The organism is uncultured Sphingomonas sp., from assembly GCF_964237335.1.
Taxonomy (GTDB): Bacteria; Pseudomonadota; Alphaproteobacteria; order Sphingomonadales; family Sphingomonadaceae; genus Sphingomonas.
In genome coordinates, this window is the sequence record NZ_CAXSHM010000003.1 from 107,978 (window position 1) to 125,589 (window position 17,612).

A 17,612-nucleotide genomic window follows, 5' to 3' on the forward strand; every position below is an offset into this window, starting at 1 on the left:
TTACGGTCGAATAGTCATGAAGCTGTAATCGATACTTGTGGCGCGGCGGCAACAACTTGAATTTATCGTGGGCGATAGGCGATGGTGGCGGTGCCATTGGCCTGAAGCGGCAGGAACAGCCCGGAGCCGGTCGGCACGACTCGGCCGTGATCGACGCGGGTGATCGTCGCGGCCAGCACGAAATCGCCCTGCCGCCGCTCCTTGATCGCGCCGCGCGCGGACCCCAGGATGCGGGCGTAATCCTTGGCGAAATCCTGCGTCAACCCGTCCCGGATCGTGTCCAGCAGCGACGGCGTCCGGAACAGCGCGAGCAGCAGGTTGACCGAATGGCTGTCCGTGTTGCCCGTCAACTGCAGGTCGCGGATCTCGATCCGCTCGGAGCTGGGCGCGTTGTACGGCACGCCGGTCAGCCAGACCTCGCCGCTCGTGTCGCCGAGCACGCCGCTCTGCAGCCTGGCGCGGACCTGTACGCCCACCGCCAGCCGGCCGCCGTCGGTCGCGTACATCGTGACCTTGCCGAAGCGGGCATCGACCGGGCCGAGCTTGGGGATTACGATGCCCTTGCGCGCCAGCCTGCCGAGCGCGCGCGCCAGCACCGGCTCGAGCTGGGCATAGTCGGCGAGCACCGGCATCTGGAAGGCGAGCGCCGGGCTGTCGATGCGGCGCGCGAGCGAGGGCAGCGGCGTCGGCACCGGATCGGCCGGGCGCGGCCCGACGAACGTCTCCGTCCGCGCGAGCACGGAGGCGGTGAGGTTCAGCCGGCCGTCCGCGACGCGATAGCCGCCAAAGCCGAGCTGCTGCGGCGTGATGCGCAGCCACACCGGCGGATTGTCGCGGTTGAGCAGGATCGACGTGAAGCCCTGGCGCCACGCCGCCGCCACCTTGTCGCGCGCGTCGACCTTCCCGAGTTCGCGCGGCAGGTCACGTTCCAGCCCGGCGATCACGCCGGCGAGCTTGGCATCCGCCTTGTCGGTGAACGAGATGCGCTTGCCGAACAGCGTCACGCCGGGTGCGTCCGTCCAGTCATATGATATCTTCATCGTCGCCGCGGGCGTCCAGTCGGGGCGGACGGACAGATGGATGTCGGCATGGACGCGGGCGTCGTCGGTCGCGGTCTGTTGCTTGATGATGCCGCCGATGTCACGCGCGCTGACGACGGCGTGGACGGGCATGTCGAGCCTCAGCGTGTCGCCGTGGCCGCCCAGCGTGATGCGCCCGCGCGTCACCCGGCCGACGATCCGGCATGACAGGTCGGGCAGCACCTTCAGCTTTGCGCCGAACACCGAGACATGCTGCGCGGGTACGCATCGGGGCTCGACCCGGTCGATCGACCATAGCGCGCGCGGCACCTGATCGTCGATCGCCGCTGCGAGGTCCGACAGGCGCGCGGAGATCGGCACGACGATGGTCGAGGCGGCGTCGGGCAATCGGACGGGCGTGTCGACCTGGTGCGGTGCCGGGTCCGGGTGGCGTGCGCAGCCGGCGAGCGCGAGGAGGAGGGCGCCGCCGAGTGCACGCCGCGTCGACCGGACGCGCGAGGCGGGAGCGCGAACTGTGGCGATCAACTCGGGGCTGACGGGCGAACGCATCAAATGGCGCATCGCACGGGCTACCCCGCAGCACCAACATCGTCATTCCCGCTTTCGCGGGAATGACGATGTTGGGGGAATGTGAGTGTGGCCGCGCGAGCCGCGCCGTCTCAGCCGTTCCGGCCCCGCTCCAACGAGTCGAGGATACGCGCGGCAGCCATGAACACCGCGATCGGGGAGGCGGCGAACAACAGCTTGCCGCCGACGCCGGGATATTGCTGCATGTAGTGGACGCCCCGCTCGACGGCGCCGGTGCCGAGGCCATAGATGACGAGGAACGCCTCGAACTTCGTCTTGATGATGAACAGGCGGGAGAAGCGGATCCACATGGCAGGATCAGAGCAAGCGGTAGGCCAACGGGAGTTTTGCGTTGTTTTGGCTTCGGGATCGTGGTTACCTGTCAGTTAACCCGACAGGGTGGAGTCCTCAACGAGGCCCTTTCTCCGTTCGTCCTGAGCCTGTCGAAGCACCTGTCCGCGCCGCCTGTCCTTCGACAAGCTCAGGACGAACGGATGGTGGGAATGACCTTCAGAAACTATACGCCAGCCCCGCGCGGCTGGTCGTGTCCGTCGTCACCGATCCCGCCGTCGGGCGGCTTTCATATTGGACGGTGTAGGACAGGTTCGCCGACAGCGGCCCGAACAGCTTGGCGCTGAGCGACGACGCGGTCGAGAGGGTGCTACTGTTCCGCTCGGCATAGCCGGACGCGACTTCGGTGAACGACAGTCCGCGCACCAACTGCCACTTCACGTCCAGGCTGCCGCGCGCGGCGATGCTGCCGTGCTGGGTGTCGTCGGTGAAGGCGGCGTAGCGATAGGCGGGCCCGATCTCGAGATCGAGCTGGAGGCGCGGCCGCTTGATCGCGCTGTAGCCGATGCCCGCCGATCCCGAGGCGCGGTCGTAGAAGCCCAGCAACCGATCGCTCTCATATTGCACTTGGCCGTAGAGATAGTCGCGCGGGCCGATCTTGTAATTGGGCTCGTAGCTTGCGAGCCAATGGTCGCGGGTCACGACGCCCAGGTTTTCCTGATAGTCGAACTGGCCGTGGAACTTCTGCCGCCAGTCGATGCCCTCCCGCGTCGCGCTGATCGCGGCGGTGACGCCGGCGGTGTTTGAGTTGCCGGTCGTCAGGAAGCCGCCGAGCTCCGCCTTGCCGGTCCACAGGTCGAGGAAACGCGCATCGCGCACGCGTATCTCGTTGGCGGCGGTGCGCTCGTCATGCCAGCGCTGCGCGAGCGCCTGCACTGCATCGCCGCTCAGCGGATCGGCGGTGCGCGCGTATTTGACGATGGTCGCGACCTCGCCGTCGTTGCCCGACGCGAGCGCGGCGTCGAGCATCGCTCGGATCGGAGGAGGGATGGTCGCAGGGTCGGTCTGCGGATCGGTCGCACCCGGCGCCGGAGCCATGGTCGTCGCAAGCGCCGGCCCGGCCATGAGGAAGGAGGCGAACGCGAACAGGTACCGCATCCGCGCCTCCTACCCGATCCGAGTCGCGGCGGAACCCTGCGGCGACGAAGCGACGGTCAGGGAAGGTGGCCCGCGAAGGCGGCGAGCACGTCGGCGTAAAGCTGGCGCTTGAACGGCACCGCCAGCCCCGGCAGCTCGGCGGGATCGGCCCAGCGCCACGCGCGGAACTCGGGATGCGGCGTCGCGAGATCGATCCGGGCGTCGGCGCCGGTGAAGCGGAACAGGAACCACCATTGGCGCTGGCCGCGATACCGGCCCTTCCACGCCTTGCCGATCAGCTCGGGCGGCAGATCGTAGGTCAGTGGCTCCGGCGCCTCGGCGACCAGTTCGATCAGGTCGGGGGTGATGCCCGTCTCCTCGCCCAGCTCGCGGATCGCTGCGGTGCGCGGCTCCTCGCCGGGATCGATCCCGCCCTGCGGCATCTGCCAGCCGGCCTGCGTTGTATCGATCCGCTGACCGACGAACACCCGGCCGGCGCGGTTGACGAGGAGAATGCCCGCGCAGGGGCGATATGGGAGAGCGGCGGGATCGGTCATCGCGCCACCGCCTCGGCCACCGCCGCCTTCACGGCGGCCAGATACGCCGCGACGTCACCGACCGACGACGGGATCGCACGGCGCAGGGTTACGAAGCCGTGGATGGTGCCCGCCGCCTCGCGGTAGACGACCGGGATGCCCGCCTCGATCAGCCGCGCGGCATAGTCGCGGCCCTGGTCGCGGATCGGGTCGAGCCCCGCCGTCACGATCACCGCCCGCGGCAGGCCCGCGACGCTGCCCGCCTTGGGAGAGCCGCGGCTGTGGCTCAGGTCCGCCTGATATGAGTCGCGGAACCACGCCATCGACTTGTCCGTCAACAGATAGCCGTCCGAGAACGCGCGCATCGAGGGATAGTCGCCGTCCCAGTCGGTCGCCGGATAGATCGGCGCCTGCACCAGCACCGGCACCGCGGCGGGCGCGTCGCGCAGCGCCATGGCGGTGATGATCGAGAGCGTCCCGCCCGCGCTGTCGCCCATCAGGACCAAGCCGGTGACGTGGCGCCCCAGCAGCGCGGCCGGGCTGCCCGCCACCCAGCGCGCCGCCGCCTCGACGTCGTCAGGCGCGGCGGGCCAGCGGTGCTCGGGCGCGAGGCGGTAATCGACCGAGACGACCGGCAGGTCGAGCTGCCGCGCCGCCTCCGCGCAGAAGCTCGCATGCGTGTCGACGTTGCCGAGCACGAAGCCGCCGCCATGCGCGAAGATCACGACGGGCCCGGGCTCACGCGAGGCGCGCGCGTCGAACAGCCGGGCCGGGATGTCGCCGTCGGGCGACGGGATGGCGAGGTCGACGATCGTCGCCAGCTCACCCACCGGCGGATCGACCACGTCCTTCATCGCGAGGTAGGTCGCGCGCGCGGCGGGCGCCTCCAGCTCGTACATCTTGGGCCCGGGCACGGCGTTCAGATAGGCCAGGAACGCGGCGACGTCCGGCCGGACGTAGGGAGTGGCGTCGGTCATGGGACGGGCCTCGTGGACGTGGCTGGGCAGGAGTCTTACCTAGGACGGGTGATCCCCATCGTCCATCACCCGGCCTATGTCGCCGCACCCGATCCCCGAGCCATGGCCCAGTCGAGCAAGAACGGCCTGATCCGGGACCTGCTGCGGGCAAGCGGCGCGACACTGGCGTGGCATACGCCCGAGCCGATGCCTCGCCGCTGGCTGGAGGAGGTGCACGACCCGGACTATGTCGCCGAGGTGCTGGAGGCCCGCGTGCCGCGCGCGAAGGAACGGCGGATCGGCTTCCCGGTGACGCCCGCGGTGGCGGAGCGGGCGCAGGCGGTGCCGGGCGGGACGTACCTCGCAGCGCGCCTGGCGCTGGAGCACGGGTTCGCGGCGAACAGCGCCGGCGGCAGCCACCATGCGCTCGCCGACACGGGGGCGGGATATTGCGTTTTCAACGACCTGGCGCTGGCGGCCGTCAGACTGGTCGAGGAGGGAACGCTCGAGCGGCTGCTGGTGGTCGACGTCGACGTCCACCAGGGCGACGGCACCGCCGCGTTGACGGCCGGGCGGCCGGGCATCGCCACCTATTCGATCCACGCCGCCAAGAACTTCCCCGTCCGCAAGGCGAGATCGACGCTCGACGTGGAGCTGGCCGACGGGGTGGGGGACGACGAATACCTCGCCACGCTGGAGGCGACGCTGGTGCCGCTGCTCGACGAGGTGCGGCCGCAGATCATCCTGTACCAGGCGGGCGTCGACCCGTTCGCGGGCGACCGGCTCGGCCGGCTGGCGCTGACCGACGCAGGGCTGGCGCGGCGCGAGGCGCTGGTGGCGCGACTGGTCCGCGCCCGCGGCCTGCCGCTCGCGAGCACGGTCGGCGGAGGCTATGGCGACGACAAGGCGGCGATCTCGCGGCGGCACGTGGCGGCGATCCTGGGGCTGGGCGCGGCGCTGGTGGGCTGACGGGCGCCCGTGCAAGAGTAGGTAACAGTAGGTAACACCAAAACGTATCGCTGCGTGGTGCCGTGGAGGGACGGCGCCCTGGGCGGGTAGGATGGGAGGAACCGGGACTGTCAAAGAACCCGCTGAGCTTGTCACCGGAAATCCAACATAGCAAGGACATGAGCAACAACCGTCTACGCACTAATCCTCCCGCTGGCGGGTGAGGATAAGCGAACGCTATCGGCACCACACCACCTCACCCTAAAGTTGCGCCATGCTCCCCTGCGTCCATTCTCCCTTGGCGCACCCCGCGCCGCGCGCCTATGGAACGCCGCATACGCACCGCCCAAGGAACCCGCATGGCATCCGCCATCCACGAGACCACGCTCGCCGAGGCGACCGCCCACCCCAATCCTGAGTCCATCGTCGTCCGCTTCGCCGGCGACTCCGGCGATGGGATGCAGTTGACGGGCGGGCAGTTCACCCTGTCCACCGCGCTCGCGGGCAACGATCTGGCGACCTTTCCCGATTTCCCCGCCGAGATCCGTGCGCCGCAGGGCACGCTGTTCGGCGTGAGCGCGTTCCAGATCAACTTCGGCTCGGCGGAGATCGAGACGGCGGGCGATGCGCCCGACGTGCTGATCGCGATGAACCCCGCTGGCCTGAAGGTGAACGTCGACAGCCTCAAGCCCGGCGGTCTCATCATCGCCGACGAGGGCGAGTTCGGGCAGCGCAACCTCGACAAGGCGAAATATGCCGCCAACCCGTTGACCGACGGCAGCCTGGCGAAGTGGCAGTTGATGACGCTCGACATCAGCCAGTTGACGCTAGACGCGGTGAAGCCGTTCGGGCTGGGCAACAAGGAATCGCTCCGCTGCAAGAACATGTGGACGCTGGGGCTATCACTCTGGATGTTCGATCGTGACCGGCAGCCGATCGTCGACTGGCTGAAATCGAAGTTCGCCAAGGCGCCGACGCTGGCGGAGGCGAACATCGCCGCATTGAACGCCGGCCATGCCTATGGCGAGACGGCCGAACTCTCCGGGCCGATGAAGCAGCACAGCGTGCCGGCCGCGCCGGTCGCGCCCGGCCTCTACCGCACCGTCACGGGGGCGGAGGCGATCAGCCTGGGGCTCGTCGCCGGCACGACGCTGGCCGACGTGCCGATGTTCTTCGGCGGTTATCCGATCACGCCCGCCTCGGCGATCCTCCACCACCTCGCGCGGTTGAAGGAATATCGCGTCACGACGTTCCAGGCGGAGGACGAGATCGCCGCGATCGGCTCGGCGATCGGCGCGTCCTATGCGGGGCAGCTCGGCGTCACCTCGTCGTCCGGGCCGGGCATCGCGTTGAAGGGCGAGGCGATGGGGCTGGCGATCATGACCGAGCTCCCGCTCGTCATCGTCAACTCGCAGCGCGGCGGGCCCTCGACCGGACTTCCCACCAAGACCGAGCAATCCGACCTGTACCAGGCGGTCTACGGGCGAAACGGTGACGCGCCGATGCCGGTGATCGCCGCGCGCTCGGCGGCCGATTGTTTCGACTGCGCGATCGAGGCGGTGCGGATCGCGGTCACCTATATGACGCCCGTGATGCTGCTGACCGACGGCTATATCGCCAACGCCGCCGAGCCGTGGCGCGTGCCAGACATGAGCGGCTATGCGCCGTTCCCGGTCCAGTATCTGGAGACGGTGCCAGAGGGTGGCTTCCTGCCCTATGCGCGCGACGCGAAGCTCGCGCGGCCGTGGGTGAAGCCCGGGACGCCGGGCCTGCTCCACCGCATCGGCGGGATCGAGAAGAAGCAGGGCACGGGCAACATCGACTATTCGCCCGCCAACCACCAGGAGATGACCGACACCCGCAAGGCCAAGGTCGACGGGATCGCGGTGCCCGACCAGCGGGTGGAGCTTGGCGAGGCGCGTGGCACGCTCGCGGTGGTCGGCTGGGGATCGACATTCGGGCCGATCCACCAGGCGGTGCGCCGGCTGCGCAAGCGCGGCGTCGACGTCGCGCACATCCACCTGCGCCATATCTGGCCGATGCCGGGAAATCTCGGCGCGTTGCTGGAGGGTTACGAGCACATCCTGGTGCCCGAGATGAACACCGGCCAGCTCAAGACCGTGTTGCGCGACCAGTATCTGGTGGACGCCAAGTCGCTCACCAAAGTGTCCGGCCAGCCGTTCCGCATCGCGGAGATCGAGGATGCGATCCTGGCGTTCTTCGACGGCGGGACGGAAGGTGGCGAGGTTCGGGCAGACAGCACGCAACTGCCCGATCCGATTGCTGGATACGACGACGGCACGGCCAAGGCGCTGGAACCTGACCGCGAAGCCGCGCTGACGCCGACGGAACATTAGTCCACGGCCGTCACCCCAGCGCACGCTGGGGTCTTCCTGTTACCACGAGATGCCAGCTTTCGCTGGCATGACGCGGAGTTTGCACATGAACGACATGACCCCCTTCGCCAGCAAGCCCAAGGACTGGGAGACCGACCAGGAGGTGCGCTGGTGCCCAGGCTGCGGCGATTACGCCATCCTGAAGGCGGTGCAGCGCACGATGCCGGACTTGGGCGTGCGGCCGGAGAACACCGTGTTCGTGTCGGGCATCGGCTGCTCGTCGCGCTTCCCTTATTACATGGAGACGTATGGCTTCCACACCATCCACGGCCGCGCGCCGGCGGTGGCGACGGGGGTGAAGCTCGCCAATCCGGAGCTCGACGTGTGGATCATCACCGGCGACGGCGATGCGCTGTCGATCGGCGGCAACCACACGATGCACCTGATCCGCCGCAACCTGAACTGCCAGTTCCTGCTGTTCAACAACGAGATATACGGGCTGACCAAGGGGCAATATTCCCCCACCAGCCGGATCGGCACGCGCACGCCGACGTCGCCGCTCGGCTCGGTCGACCGGCCCGCCAACCCGTGCGCCTTCGCGCTGGGCAGCGGCGCGCGGTTCGTGGCACGCGCGATCGACGTCAACAAGAACCTTGTCCCCGTGCTCAAGGCCGCGCACGCGCATGTCGGCACCGCGTTCGTCGAGATCTTCCAGAATTGCATCGTCTACAACGACGACGTGTTCGCGTCCTTCACCGACAAGAAGGCGGGCGCGGACGGCAAGCAGTTGTGGCTGGAGGACGGCAAGCCGATGCTGTTCGCCGGCGGCACGCTGGGTATCGCGCTCGACCTGCAGCGGCTCCAGTTGAAGGTGGTGACGGTGACGGGCGGCGACTGGCAGGCGGCGGGCGTGCTGGTGCATGACGTCACCAATCGCACGATGGCGCATCTGCTCGTCGAGATGGAGTTCGGGCCGTTTCCGATGGCGTTGGGCGTGCTGCTCGACGACCCCGCACCGACGTTCGACGCCGCGGTGATCGAGCAGAATCGCACCGCGAGCGAGGGCAAGCGCGCCGACCTGCAATCGCTGCTGAGCAAGGGCCAGACCTGGATGGTCGACAAGCAGCCGCACGCGATCTGATGCGGCGTTGAAGGGGCACTGCGATCTAGCTATGTTCCGTACCGACAGGCGGAGTTGGCGATGAGCGAAGAGACCGAGAACCTTACGATCCGGCTGTTGCAGGAGATGCGCGCACAGATCGAGCGCACGAACATGCGGATCGAGGAGATGACCGACCAGATCACCGACCTGGTCCAGCGCATCGACGGCAACACACTCGTGTTCAACCTCGTCGCCGGCGTGGTGCACGATCACGAGGATCGGATCGTCACGTTGGAAGGCGGACGTTCCTGACGCCGAAACGCTCGCCCATGTCCGATCCCGTCCTCCTGTGGCTCCGTCAGGACCTGCGCCTCGCCGACCAGCCCGCGCTGATCGCCGCGGCTGCGGAGGGCTCGGTGATCCCGGTCTATGTGCTCGACGACGAGAGCGCGGGCGCGTGGCGGATCGGTGGTGCGCAGCGCTGGTGGCTGCATCATTCGCTGGCCTCGCTCGACGCGGCGATGCGGGGCATCGGCAGCCGGCTGATCCTGCGGCGCGGGCGCGCCGTCGACGTGCTGCGCGCGCTGATCGAGGAAACGGGCGCCACCCGCATCCACGCGATCCGTCATTACGAGCCCTGGTGGCGCGCGGCGGAAGCGGCGCTGGTGGACGTGCTGACCTTGCACGACGGCAATCACCTGGTCCCGATCGAGCAGGTCCGCACCGGGTCAGGCGCGCCGTTCCGCGTCTATTCGTCGTTCTGGAAGGCGCTGCAGGCGCAACTGCCGCCGCCTAACCCCGAGCCCGCCCCCACGAAGCTGCAAGCGCCGAAGACGTGGCCGGCGAGCGACGCGCTGGCGGACTGGGGCCTGCTGCCCAAGCGCGACTGGGCCGCGGCGTTCGCGGACGAGTGGACCCCCGGCGAGGCGGCGGGGCTGGCGGCGGCGGACGCGTTCGCGGACCATGTCGACGCTTACGAGACGCAGCGCAACCTGCCGTCGGTCGCCGGCACATCGCGTCTGTCGCCGCACCTCCACCATGGCGAGGTGTCGGCGCGAACCGTCTGGCATGCGCTCGACGGCCATGCCGAGGCCGAGAAGTTCCGCAAGGAGCTCGCCTGGCGCGATTTCACCGACGGCGTCGTGCTGGCGCTGCCCGACTATGCCGAGACGAACGGCCGGCCGCGCTACGACGCGCTGACGTGGCGGACCGGCGAGGATGCCGACGCCGACCGCAAGGCGTGGGAACAGGGGCGCACCGGCTATCCGATCGTCGACGCCGGCATGCGCCAGCTCTGGACGAGTGGCTGGATGCACAACCGCGTCCGCATGATCTGCGCGAGCTTCAGCGTAAAGCACCTGCTGATCGACTGGCGCGCAGGCGAGCGCTGGTACTGGGATTGCCTGGTCGACGCCGACTATGGCAACAATTCGGTCAACTGGCAGTGGATCGCGGGCACCGGCGTCGACGCCAACATGTTCGGCCGGATCATGGCGCCGCTATCACAGTCGGAGAAGTTCGATGCGGGCGATTACATCCGCCGCTGGGTGCCCGAGCTGGCGGACCTGGGCGACGACGTGATCCACGATCCCGACGCCCATGGGGCGCGTCCCGGTGCCTATCCGGCGAAGATCGTCGGCCACCGCGAGGCGCGAGACCGGGCGTTGGCCGCCAACCGCGCGATCGGCTGACGGCCGACCGGTGGTTGCGATGACGGGGGCCTGATGCCAGAGGCGCGGGCGTGAACGCCGTGTCGCCAGCACCCGAACGAGCCCGCCCGGCGGCCTGGCACCGCCGCGCTGTCGCGGCGCCATTCCACCGCCTTCTCGATCGGATCGACGGAGGGCTGGCGACAGGCGCGATCGAGGCGAGTCTGCCTGACGGCAGCACCCGGCGGCTCGGCGACCGCGCGCCCGGTCCGGTCGCGATCGTCGCCGTCCACCGCTGGCGTGCGCTGGTGCGGCTGGCGACGCGCGGATCGGTCGGCTGGTACGAGGGGTGGGCGGCGGGCGACTGGTCCGCCTGCGATCCGGTGCCGCTGTTCGACCTGTTCATGCGCAACCGCGTGACGCTGGGCGTCGCCGCGCGGTCGGGCGGCGTAGTGCGCGTGGCGGACCGGATGTGGCACCGCTTACGCCGCAACACGCAGGCGGGAGCCCGCCGCAACGTCGCCGCGCATTACGATCTCGGCAACGACTTCTACCGCGAGTGGCTCGACGAAACGATGAGCTACTCCAGCGCGATCTTCCGCGATCCCGAGGAACCGCTGGAGGTTGCCCAGCGGCGCAAGGTCGACCTGCTGCTCGATCGGCTGGCGCTTCGACCGGGTGACGGGCTGACGGAGATTGGTTGCGGCTGGGGGTTCCTTGCCGAGGTCGCGGCACGACGCGGTGCGCAGGTTGTCGCCTTAACGTTGTCGCATGAGCAGAAGCAGATCGCAGAAGCGCGGATTGCCGCGGCGGGCCTGTCGGACGAGGTCGCGGTGACGCTGAAGGACTATCGCGACGCAACGGGCCTGAAGGATGCCGTTGTGAGCTGCGAGATGGTGGAGGCGGTGGGGGAGCGGTACTGGCCCGCGTATCTGGAGACGATCGCACGCGTGCTGAAACCGGGCGGACGCGCGGCGATCCAGTTCATCGCGATCGCCGAGGACGTCTTTCCCGCTTATGCGGCCGGTGTGGACTTCATCCAGCGGTACGTGTTCCCCGGTGGCATGCTGCTGTCGGAAGCACGGTTCCGGTCGATCGCGGAGGGGGCGGGGCTGGAATGGCGCGACCGGACCGGATTTGGCGCTGACTATGCCGAGACGCTGCGCCGCTGGCGGCTGCGGTTCGATGCGGCGGTGGCGGAAGGGCGGCTGCCGGCCCGGTTCGACGCGCGGTTTGCGGGCCTGTGGCGGTATTACCTGATGTACTGCGAGGGTGGGTTTCGCGGCGGCGGCATCGACGTGGCGCAGGTGACGTTGGTGAAGAGCCCCGTCACCCCGGGCCCGACCCGGGGTCCCGCTTCTGCCTGCATCGAGAAGAAGCGGGACCCCGGCTCAAGGCCGGGGTGACAAGGTGCCTACCCCTCCACCCTCTCCCGATACCCCGCGGGGAAGCCCGCCACCGCCAGCGCCGCTATCCGCTCGGCCACGACCGCCGGCTCCTTGACGCTCGCCGGGTCCTCGCCCGGGAAGGCGTCGGCGCGCATGCGGGTGCGGGTCGCGCCGGGGTCGAGGATCGCTGTGCGGATGGGGCTGATCTGCTCCATCTCCTCGCCATAGGCGCCGACCAGCGTCTCCAGCGCCGCCTTGGACGCGCCATACGCACCCCAGAAGGCGCGAGGTCGCTGCGCCACAGTTGACGTGACCGCGATCACCTTGCCCGCCGCCGAGGCGCGCAGCATGGGATCGAAGGCGGCGATCAGCGAGGCGGGCGCGCTGACGTTGAGCGTCAGGATCGCGGCCAGTTCCTTAGGGTCGATCGCCGGCACCGCCGCCAGCGGACCCAAGCGGCCGGCGTTGAGCACCAGCAGGTCGAGCGCGGTCCACCGCTCGGCGATCGCGGCGGCGAGGCGCGCGATGCTGTCCGCCTGCGTCAGGTCGAGCGGCGCGATCGTGGCGCTGCCGCCGGCGTCGAAGATCGCCTCCTCGACGCGCTCCAGCCCCGCAGCGTCGCGCGCCGTGATGACGACGTGCGCGCCGCGGGCGGCCAGCGCCAACGCGGTGGCCGCGCCGATGCCGCGGCTGGCGCCGGTGACGAGGGCAAGTTGGTGGGCGAGGGGCTGGTCCATGAGGGATTCCAAAGGCAGTGCGATGATTCCCGTTCATGCTGAGCTTGTCGAAGCACTGCCCTCGTACGGAAGAAGGGCAGCCCTTCGACAAGCTCAGGGCGAACGGGGTGGGGTACTGGGTTCCCGAGGTCAGGCGACCCGCTCGGCGAGGAGCGCGAACTGGTCGACGTCTTCGGTCTCGTCCTGGTCGGTCAACCGGGTGGGATAATCGCCGGTGAAGCAGGCGTCGCAATGGCTTGGGCGGCCGCTTTCCCGGCCAGGTTGCCCGAGCGCCTTGTAGAGGCCGTCGATCGAGACGAACGCCAGGCTGTCGGCGTGGATGAAGTCGGTCATTCCGCCGAGATCCAGCTTGGCGGCGAGCAGCTTCGCGCGCTCGGGCGTGTCGACGCCGTAGAAGCAGGAATGGCGTGTGGGTGGCGAGGCGATCCGCATATGGACCTCCGCCGCGCCGGCCTCGTGCATCATCTCCACGATCTTGAGCGAGGTGGTGCCGCGCACGATCGAATCGTCGACCAGGATCACGCGCTTGCCCTTGATGAGCGCGCGATTGGCGTTGTGCTTCAGCTTGACGCCGAGGTGGCGCACCTTGTCGCCCGGCTGGATGAAGGTGCGGCCGACGTAATGCGAGCGGATAATGCCGAGCTCGAACGGGATGCCGCTCTGCTGCGCATAGCCGATCGCAGCCGGCACGCCCGAATCGGGCACCGGGATGACGAGATCGGCGTCGACGGGCGACTCGATCGCGAGCTGCGCGCCGATCGCCTTGCGCACGTCGTAGACGGACAGGTCACCGGCGATCGAGTCGGGGCGCGAGAAATACACCCATTCGAAGATGCACGGTCGCGGCGCGACCGCGCGGAACGGGCGGATCGACTCGATCTGCGTGCCGCGGATCAGCACGACCTCGCCGGGATCGATGGTGCGCTCGAACGTCGCGCCGACCACGTCGAGCGCCACCGTCTCCGACGCCACGATGACGGCGCCGTCGAGCCTGCCCATCACCAGCGGCCGGATGCCGAGCGGGTCGCGGCAGGCGATCATGCCCTCGGGCGTCATCACGACGAGCGAATAGGCGCCCTCCACCTGTTTCAGCGCGTCGATGAACCGGTCGATCAGCGTGCGGTAGTGGGATGTGGCGACGAGGTGGATGATCGTCTCGGTGTCCGACGTCGACTGGAAGATCGCGCCGCGCCGGACGAGCTCGCGCCGCAGCGTCATCGCATTGGACAAATTGCCGTTGTGCGACACCGCGAACCCGCCGCTCGCGAGCTCCGCGTAGAGCGGCTGGACGTTGCGTAGCGACGTGTCGCCGGTGGTGGAATAGCGGACATGTCCGCAGGCGACCGTGCCCGGCAGCGAGCGGATCACGTCGTCACGATCGAAATTGCCAGCGACATGCCCCATCGCGCGGTGGACGTGGAACTGGCGCCCGTCCCAGCTCGCGATGCCGCCCGCCTCTTGTCCTCGATGCTGGAGCGCATGCAGCCCGAGCGCCACGAGCGCGGCGGCGCCGTCCGAGCCCGACACGCCGAACACCCCGCACTCTTCGCGCAGGTGATCGTCCTCGAACGGATGGGTCGTGAGCATCGGTGGGGGCTTCCCGGTCAGGAGCCGCGCCTATAGGCCCGGTGGCCGGCCTTGTCGCCTGTTTGTCATCCACCCTGCGGAACGCGAGCGTCGGGCGGCGGGTTTGGCGCCCACACAAGCGATTCCGGAGACTTACCCCATGGCCGATCTTTCCCAGGCGCGCGTCCTGATCCTCGCGACGGACGGCTTCGAGCGCGACGAGCTGTTCGGCCCGCGCCAGGCGCTCCTCGACGCAGGCGCCAAGGTGACACTCGCCTCCATCAAGACCGATCCGATCCAGGGCGTGGTGAACGACAGCGAGAAGGCGGAGACGATCACGCCCGACCTTACGCTGGAGGCCGTCGACACCGAGGAGTATGACGCGCTGCTGCTGCCGGGCGGCGTCGGCAATCCCGACAAGATGCGGCTTGAGGAGCGGGCGGTGGAGATCGTCCAGGAGTTCATGGACGACGACAAGCTGGTCGCGGCGATCTGCCATGCGCCGTGGTTGCTGGTGGAGGCGGACGTGGTCGACGGGCGGCGGATGACGAGCTGGCCGTCGATCCGCACCGATCTGGAGAACGCCGGCGCGGACGTGGTGGACGAGGAGGTGGTGGTCGACGGCAATCTGGTCACCAGCCGCAAGCCGGCGGATATCCCTGCGTTCAACAAGGCGATCCTCAGCGCGCTGGAGGCGGAGTTCGCCGACGAGGAAGCGGCGGCCTGAGGTTCAGCCGTGCGGGGCGGGGCTTCCTTCGGGTCGCCTCGCCCGTGTGGCCAACCGAGTGGGCAGCGTCTCGATCCACCGTTGCGCGGGCTTTTCCCAGAGTTGGTACAGCGCGAAAGATGCGGCGAGGACGATCGTCAGGTACAGCGCGATCAACACCGCCGGCACCGCGCGCGGATCGTCGACCAACGCGAGCTTGAAGACGAGAAACAGCAGGAAATGCGACAGATACGTCGCGAAGCTGATCTCGCCGAGCAGGTGGAGCGGGCGGGTCGCGAGCGGGTTGCGGCGCCACCCGCTGGTGAGCGCCAGCAGCATCAGCAGCGCGGCGAAAGCGGCAGGTATGGCCAGCGTCTCGGGCAAGGCTTGGGTCGCTGCCGCCCCGAACAACAGGACGCCGCCCCCCGCAGCTATTGCAGCCGGCAGCGCCGGTCGCTCCCGCCAGCGGCCGTACAGCTCGCACAGCGCGGTGCCGGCGGCGAACTCGATCAGGCAGCGTGCCAGGCCGAGCCGTGCGATGTCGAAGCCGAGGCTCGTCGCGCCATGGCCGGCGAACACCGCGTGCAGCAGGACGAACAGCGCGCCGATCGCGGCCAGCACCGCCGCCGTCGGCAACCGGCGCCAGTCCACCACCGCGATCAGCACCGGGAACAGCAGATAGGCGCCCCACTCGGCGCTGATCGACCAGGCGGGATCGTTCCATGTCAGCCGGTCGGTAAAACCCCATTCCTGTATCAGCGCGACGTGCAGCGGCAGCTCGGCGAAAGGGAAGTGCCCGCCGTCACTGCGGCCGGTCGCTGCCAGCATGATCGCGATGGCGACCGCCAAGGCGAGCATCAGGAGGTGCAGCGGCCACACGCGCGCGACGCGCTTCCACCAGAACCGCCGCACCGCGCCGGCGTCCCCGTCCCGCAGCCGCTCGTGCCAGGCCAGCCAGATCACGAAGCCCGACAGCAGGAAGAAGAAGTCGACCGCCAGATAGCCCTTGGCCAGCACGGCCACGACGGACGCGGGCAGGCCCGCGATCGACAGGCGGATGTGGTAAAGCACCACCAGCCACGCGGCGATGCCTCTCGCGCCGGTCAGCGCGCGGAGCTCGGGCGGACGAGCGCTCAAGCCGGCACCACCGCCGGCCGCGCGCGCCGCATCGGGCGGAAGCTCTGCCCTGCGGCGACCCGTGCGAGATAGGTGTCGAGCCCGATCTGCGCGCCGATCAGCATGTAGACGAACGGCTGGAACGCGATGGCGATGAACGCCGCGCCGAACAGATAGACGATGTGCCCGTTCTGCAGCGCGCCCGCGAGCGGCGCCACCCACGCCTGGTCGGGCGGTGCGTCGCGATAGCGGCGGCGCAGCACCTCCATGTGGACGAGACCGGCGATGTTGATGAGCAACCAGAGCGCCGCGCCGGGATAGCCCTGCTCGCCCAGCATCTCGAAATAGGCGCTGTGGTAGGCGCGGGCGGCGTCGACCTCCAGCTTGCTGGTGACGGTGGTGGCGGCGCCGGTGCCGGTGACGGCGACCGTGTCGTAGCGGATGTGGTTGCCGCGATACGCCTCGAACCCGCCGCCCAGCGGGTGCGTCTTGGCGTACTCCCACGTCCAGGCCCATACGGCGAGCCGAGTCGAGGCGCTGGCGTCGGCCTGATACGTCTTGATGGTGTTCATCCGCTCGGTGAAGGCGGACGGCAGGAACGGCACCGCGACCAGGCCGATCGCCGCCAGCATGCCGAGGTACAGGAACTTGCGCCTGGCATCGCGCAGCATCAGCACCGCGAGCAGCCCGATGCACAGCAGCCCGGTGCGCGTCGACGTGCCGATCGGGATCAGCAGGCAGGCGAAGATCAGCGCGAGGCAGAACACCGTCACCTTCCAGTTCGGCCGGAAGATCGTGCCGTGGCGGATGAACCAGGCGATGACGGGGATGATTGCGATCGCCACCGCCGAGATCGTGCTGCCCTCGTACAGCCCCGAATTGTTCGAGACCATGAGGTTGAGCTCGCCGTAACCGCCGCCACTCGCCAGTGTCTTCAGCGCACCGATGATGATGATCGAGGCGGCGGACAGGATCATGAACGCCAGCAGCGCCTCGATCCGTAGGCGCGTGCGCAAGGTGAACGGCAGGAAGGCGGCGAAGGCCAGCGCCTTCCAGACCCATCCCCATTTGTCGAGCGCCTCGACCGGGAAGTCGGCGGACAGCGTGGTGGCGAGGCAATAGCCGAGCAGCGCGACGATCATCACCTGCCGCGGCGCGATCCGGATGCCGCTCTTGTCGTCCGCCACCGCCCAGCCGCCGACCGCGAGGCCGACCGCGATCAGCGAGATCGGCACAGCGTTGAGCAGGTAGTAGGTCAGCCGCTGCGGCGCGACGATGTCGATATAGACGTACGCCAGCACGAACAGGAACGGGCGGCGGAAACCCATGCCGAACAGGACCAGCAGATAGCCGATGAACGCGAGATCACGCACGCGGGCGTTCTCCCGCGGGCGGCGGCGATGCGGCAGGCGGCTCGCGGTCGAGGTCAGGGCGGCGCATCAGCAGGACGGCGACGAGCATCATCAGCCCGTGGCTGACCAGCAGCGCGAAATTGTCGATCATGCGCGCCTCCGGGGGTTCGAGAGCCTTGCCCTGC

The 17,612-nt window shown here is 68.9% G+C and carries 17 protein-coding genes; 7 read left to right on the plus strand and 10 right to left on the minus strand.

What is annotated here, in order from left to right; all coding sequences use genetic code 11:
* Positions 1–62: 62 nt before the first annotated feature.
* From ACFE65_RS03095 to ACFE65_RS03115, 5 genes are all read right to left on the minus strand, one after another.
* The gene (locus ACFE65_RS03095) at positions 63–1,601 is read right to left on the minus strand and encodes a DUF4403 family protein (RefSeq protein ID WP_375380870.1); all 1,539 of its coding nucleotides are present in this window, start codon (positions 1,599–1,601) and stop codon (positions 63–65) included.
* A gap of 98 nt (positions 1,602–1,699) precedes the next feature.
* Positions 1,700–1,918, minus strand: coding sequence for a hypothetical protein (locus ACFE65_RS03100; protein WP_375380871.1), 219 nt, complete (start codon positions 1,916–1,918; stop codon positions 1,700–1,702).
* Positions 1,919–2,117: 199 nt separating this feature from the next.
* Positions 2,118–3,056, minus strand: coding sequence for a YdiY family protein (locus ACFE65_RS03105; RefSeq protein ID WP_375380872.1), 939 nt, complete (start codon positions 3,054–3,056; stop codon positions 2,118–2,120).
* A 56-nt stretch (positions 3,057–3,112) separates the two neighbouring features.
* Positions 3,113–3,592 carry an RNA pyrophosphohydrolase gene (locus ACFE65_RS03110; protein ID WP_375380873.1) on the minus strand — a complete coding sequence of 160 codons (480 nt, stop codon included), beginning with the start codon at positions 3,590–3,592 and terminating at the stop codon, positions 3,113–3,115.
* Positions 3,589–4,548 (minus strand): alpha/beta hydrolase, encoded by a 960-nt coding sequence (locus tag ACFE65_RS03115; RefSeq protein WP_375380874.1) that lies wholly within the window; start codon positions 4,546–4,548, stop codon positions 3,589–3,591. The genes ACFE65_RS03110 and ACFE65_RS03115 overlap by 4 nt, the downstream gene beginning before the upstream one ends.
* 48 nt (positions 4,549–4,596) lie before the next feature.
* Here ACFE65_RS03115 and ACFE65_RS03120 point away from each other — a divergent pair, with 48 nt between their 5' ends.
* The 6 genes from ACFE65_RS03120 (at position 4,597) to ACFE65_RS03145 (ending at position 11,968) form a co-directional block, all read left to right on the plus strand.
* Positions 4,597–5,496 carry a histone deacetylase gene (locus ACFE65_RS03120; RefSeq protein WP_375380875.1) on the plus strand — a complete coding sequence of 300 codons (900 nt, stop codon included), beginning with the start codon at positions 4,597–4,599 and terminating at the stop codon, positions 5,494–5,496.
* A gap of 338 nt (positions 5,497–5,834) precedes the next feature.
* Positions 5,835–7,832 (plus strand): 2-oxoacid:acceptor oxidoreductase subunit alpha, encoded by a 1,998-nt coding sequence (locus tag ACFE65_RS03125; RefSeq protein ID WP_375380876.1) that lies wholly within the window; start codon positions 5,835–5,837, stop codon positions 7,830–7,832.
* A gap of 85 nt (positions 7,833–7,917) precedes the next feature.
* Positions 7,918–8,952, plus strand: coding sequence for a 2-oxoacid:ferredoxin oxidoreductase subunit beta (locus ACFE65_RS03130; protein ID WP_375380877.1), 1,035 nt, complete (start codon positions 7,918–7,920; stop codon positions 8,950–8,952).
* A gap of 60 nt (positions 8,953–9,012) precedes the next feature.
* Entirely contained in the window at positions 9,013–9,225 is a 213-nt protein-coding gene (locus tag ACFE65_RS03135) for a hypothetical protein (RefSeq protein WP_375380878.1), read from the plus strand.
* Between the two features lie 17 nt (positions 9,226–9,242).
* The gene (locus tag ACFE65_RS03140) at positions 9,243–10,604 is read left to right on the plus strand and encodes a cryptochrome/photolyase family protein (RefSeq protein WP_375380879.1); all 1,362 of its coding nucleotides are present in this window, start codon (positions 9,243–9,245) and stop codon (positions 10,602–10,604) included.
* 50 nt (positions 10,605–10,654) lie between these two features.
* Positions 10,655–11,968, plus strand: a complete 1,314-nt coding sequence (locus ACFE65_RS03145; protein WP_375380880.1) for a class I SAM-dependent methyltransferase — start codon at positions 10,655–10,657, stop codon at positions 11,966–11,968.
* Between the two features lie 8 nt (positions 11,969–11,976).
* Here ACFE65_RS03145 and ACFE65_RS03150 read toward each other — a convergent pair whose 3' ends face one another.
* Both ACFE65_RS03150 and purF read right to left on the minus strand, forming a co-directional pair.
* On the minus strand, positions 11,977–12,687 hold the full coding sequence (locus tag ACFE65_RS03150; protein WP_375380881.1) for an SDR family NAD(P)-dependent oxidoreductase: 711 nt from the start codon (positions 12,685–12,687) through the stop codon (positions 11,977–11,979).
* A gap of 129 nt (positions 12,688–12,816) precedes the next feature.
* Positions 12,817–14,274, minus strand: a complete 1,458-nt coding sequence (purF, locus tag ACFE65_RS03155) for an amidophosphoribosyltransferase (RefSeq protein ID WP_375380882.1) — start codon at positions 14,272–14,274, stop codon at positions 12,817–12,819.
* Between the two features lie 139 nt (positions 14,275–14,413).
* On the opposite strand from purF, the gene ACFE65_RS03160 reads away from it, so the two are divergent.
* Complete coding sequence (locus ACFE65_RS03160) at positions 14,414–14,980, plus strand: type 1 glutamine amidotransferase domain-containing protein (RefSeq protein WP_375380883.1); 567 nt, start codon at positions 14,414–14,416, stop codon at positions 14,978–14,980.
* A gap of 3 nt (positions 14,981–14,983) precedes the next feature.
* Here the strand turns inward: ACFE65_RS03160 and ACFE65_RS03165 are convergent, their stop codons facing one another.
* Genes ACFE65_RS03165 through ACFE65_RS03175 form a run of 3 tightly spaced genes read right to left on the minus strand, consistent with a single transcriptional unit; the run spans position 14,984 to position 17,578 of the window.
* Positions 14,984–16,096, minus strand: a complete 1,113-nt coding sequence (locus ACFE65_RS03165; protein WP_375380884.1) for an acyltransferase family protein — start codon at positions 16,094–16,096, stop codon at positions 14,984–14,986.
* Positions 16,093–17,448: a putative O-glycosylation ligase, exosortase A system-associated gene (locus tag ACFE65_RS03170; protein WP_375380885.1), complete on the minus strand. Its 1,356-nt coding sequence runs from the start codon at positions 17,446–17,448 to the stop codon at positions 16,093–16,095. The genes ACFE65_RS03165 and ACFE65_RS03170 overlap by 4 nt, the downstream gene beginning before the upstream one ends.
* The gene (locus ACFE65_RS03175) at positions 17,441–17,578 is read right to left on the minus strand and encodes a hypothetical protein (protein ID WP_375380886.1); all 138 of its coding nucleotides are present in this window, start codon (positions 17,576–17,578) and stop codon (positions 17,441–17,443) included. Before ACFE65_RS03175 ends, ACFE65_RS03170 begins: the two co-directional genes overlap by 8 nt.
* Positions 17,579–17,612 lie beyond the last annotated feature (34 nt).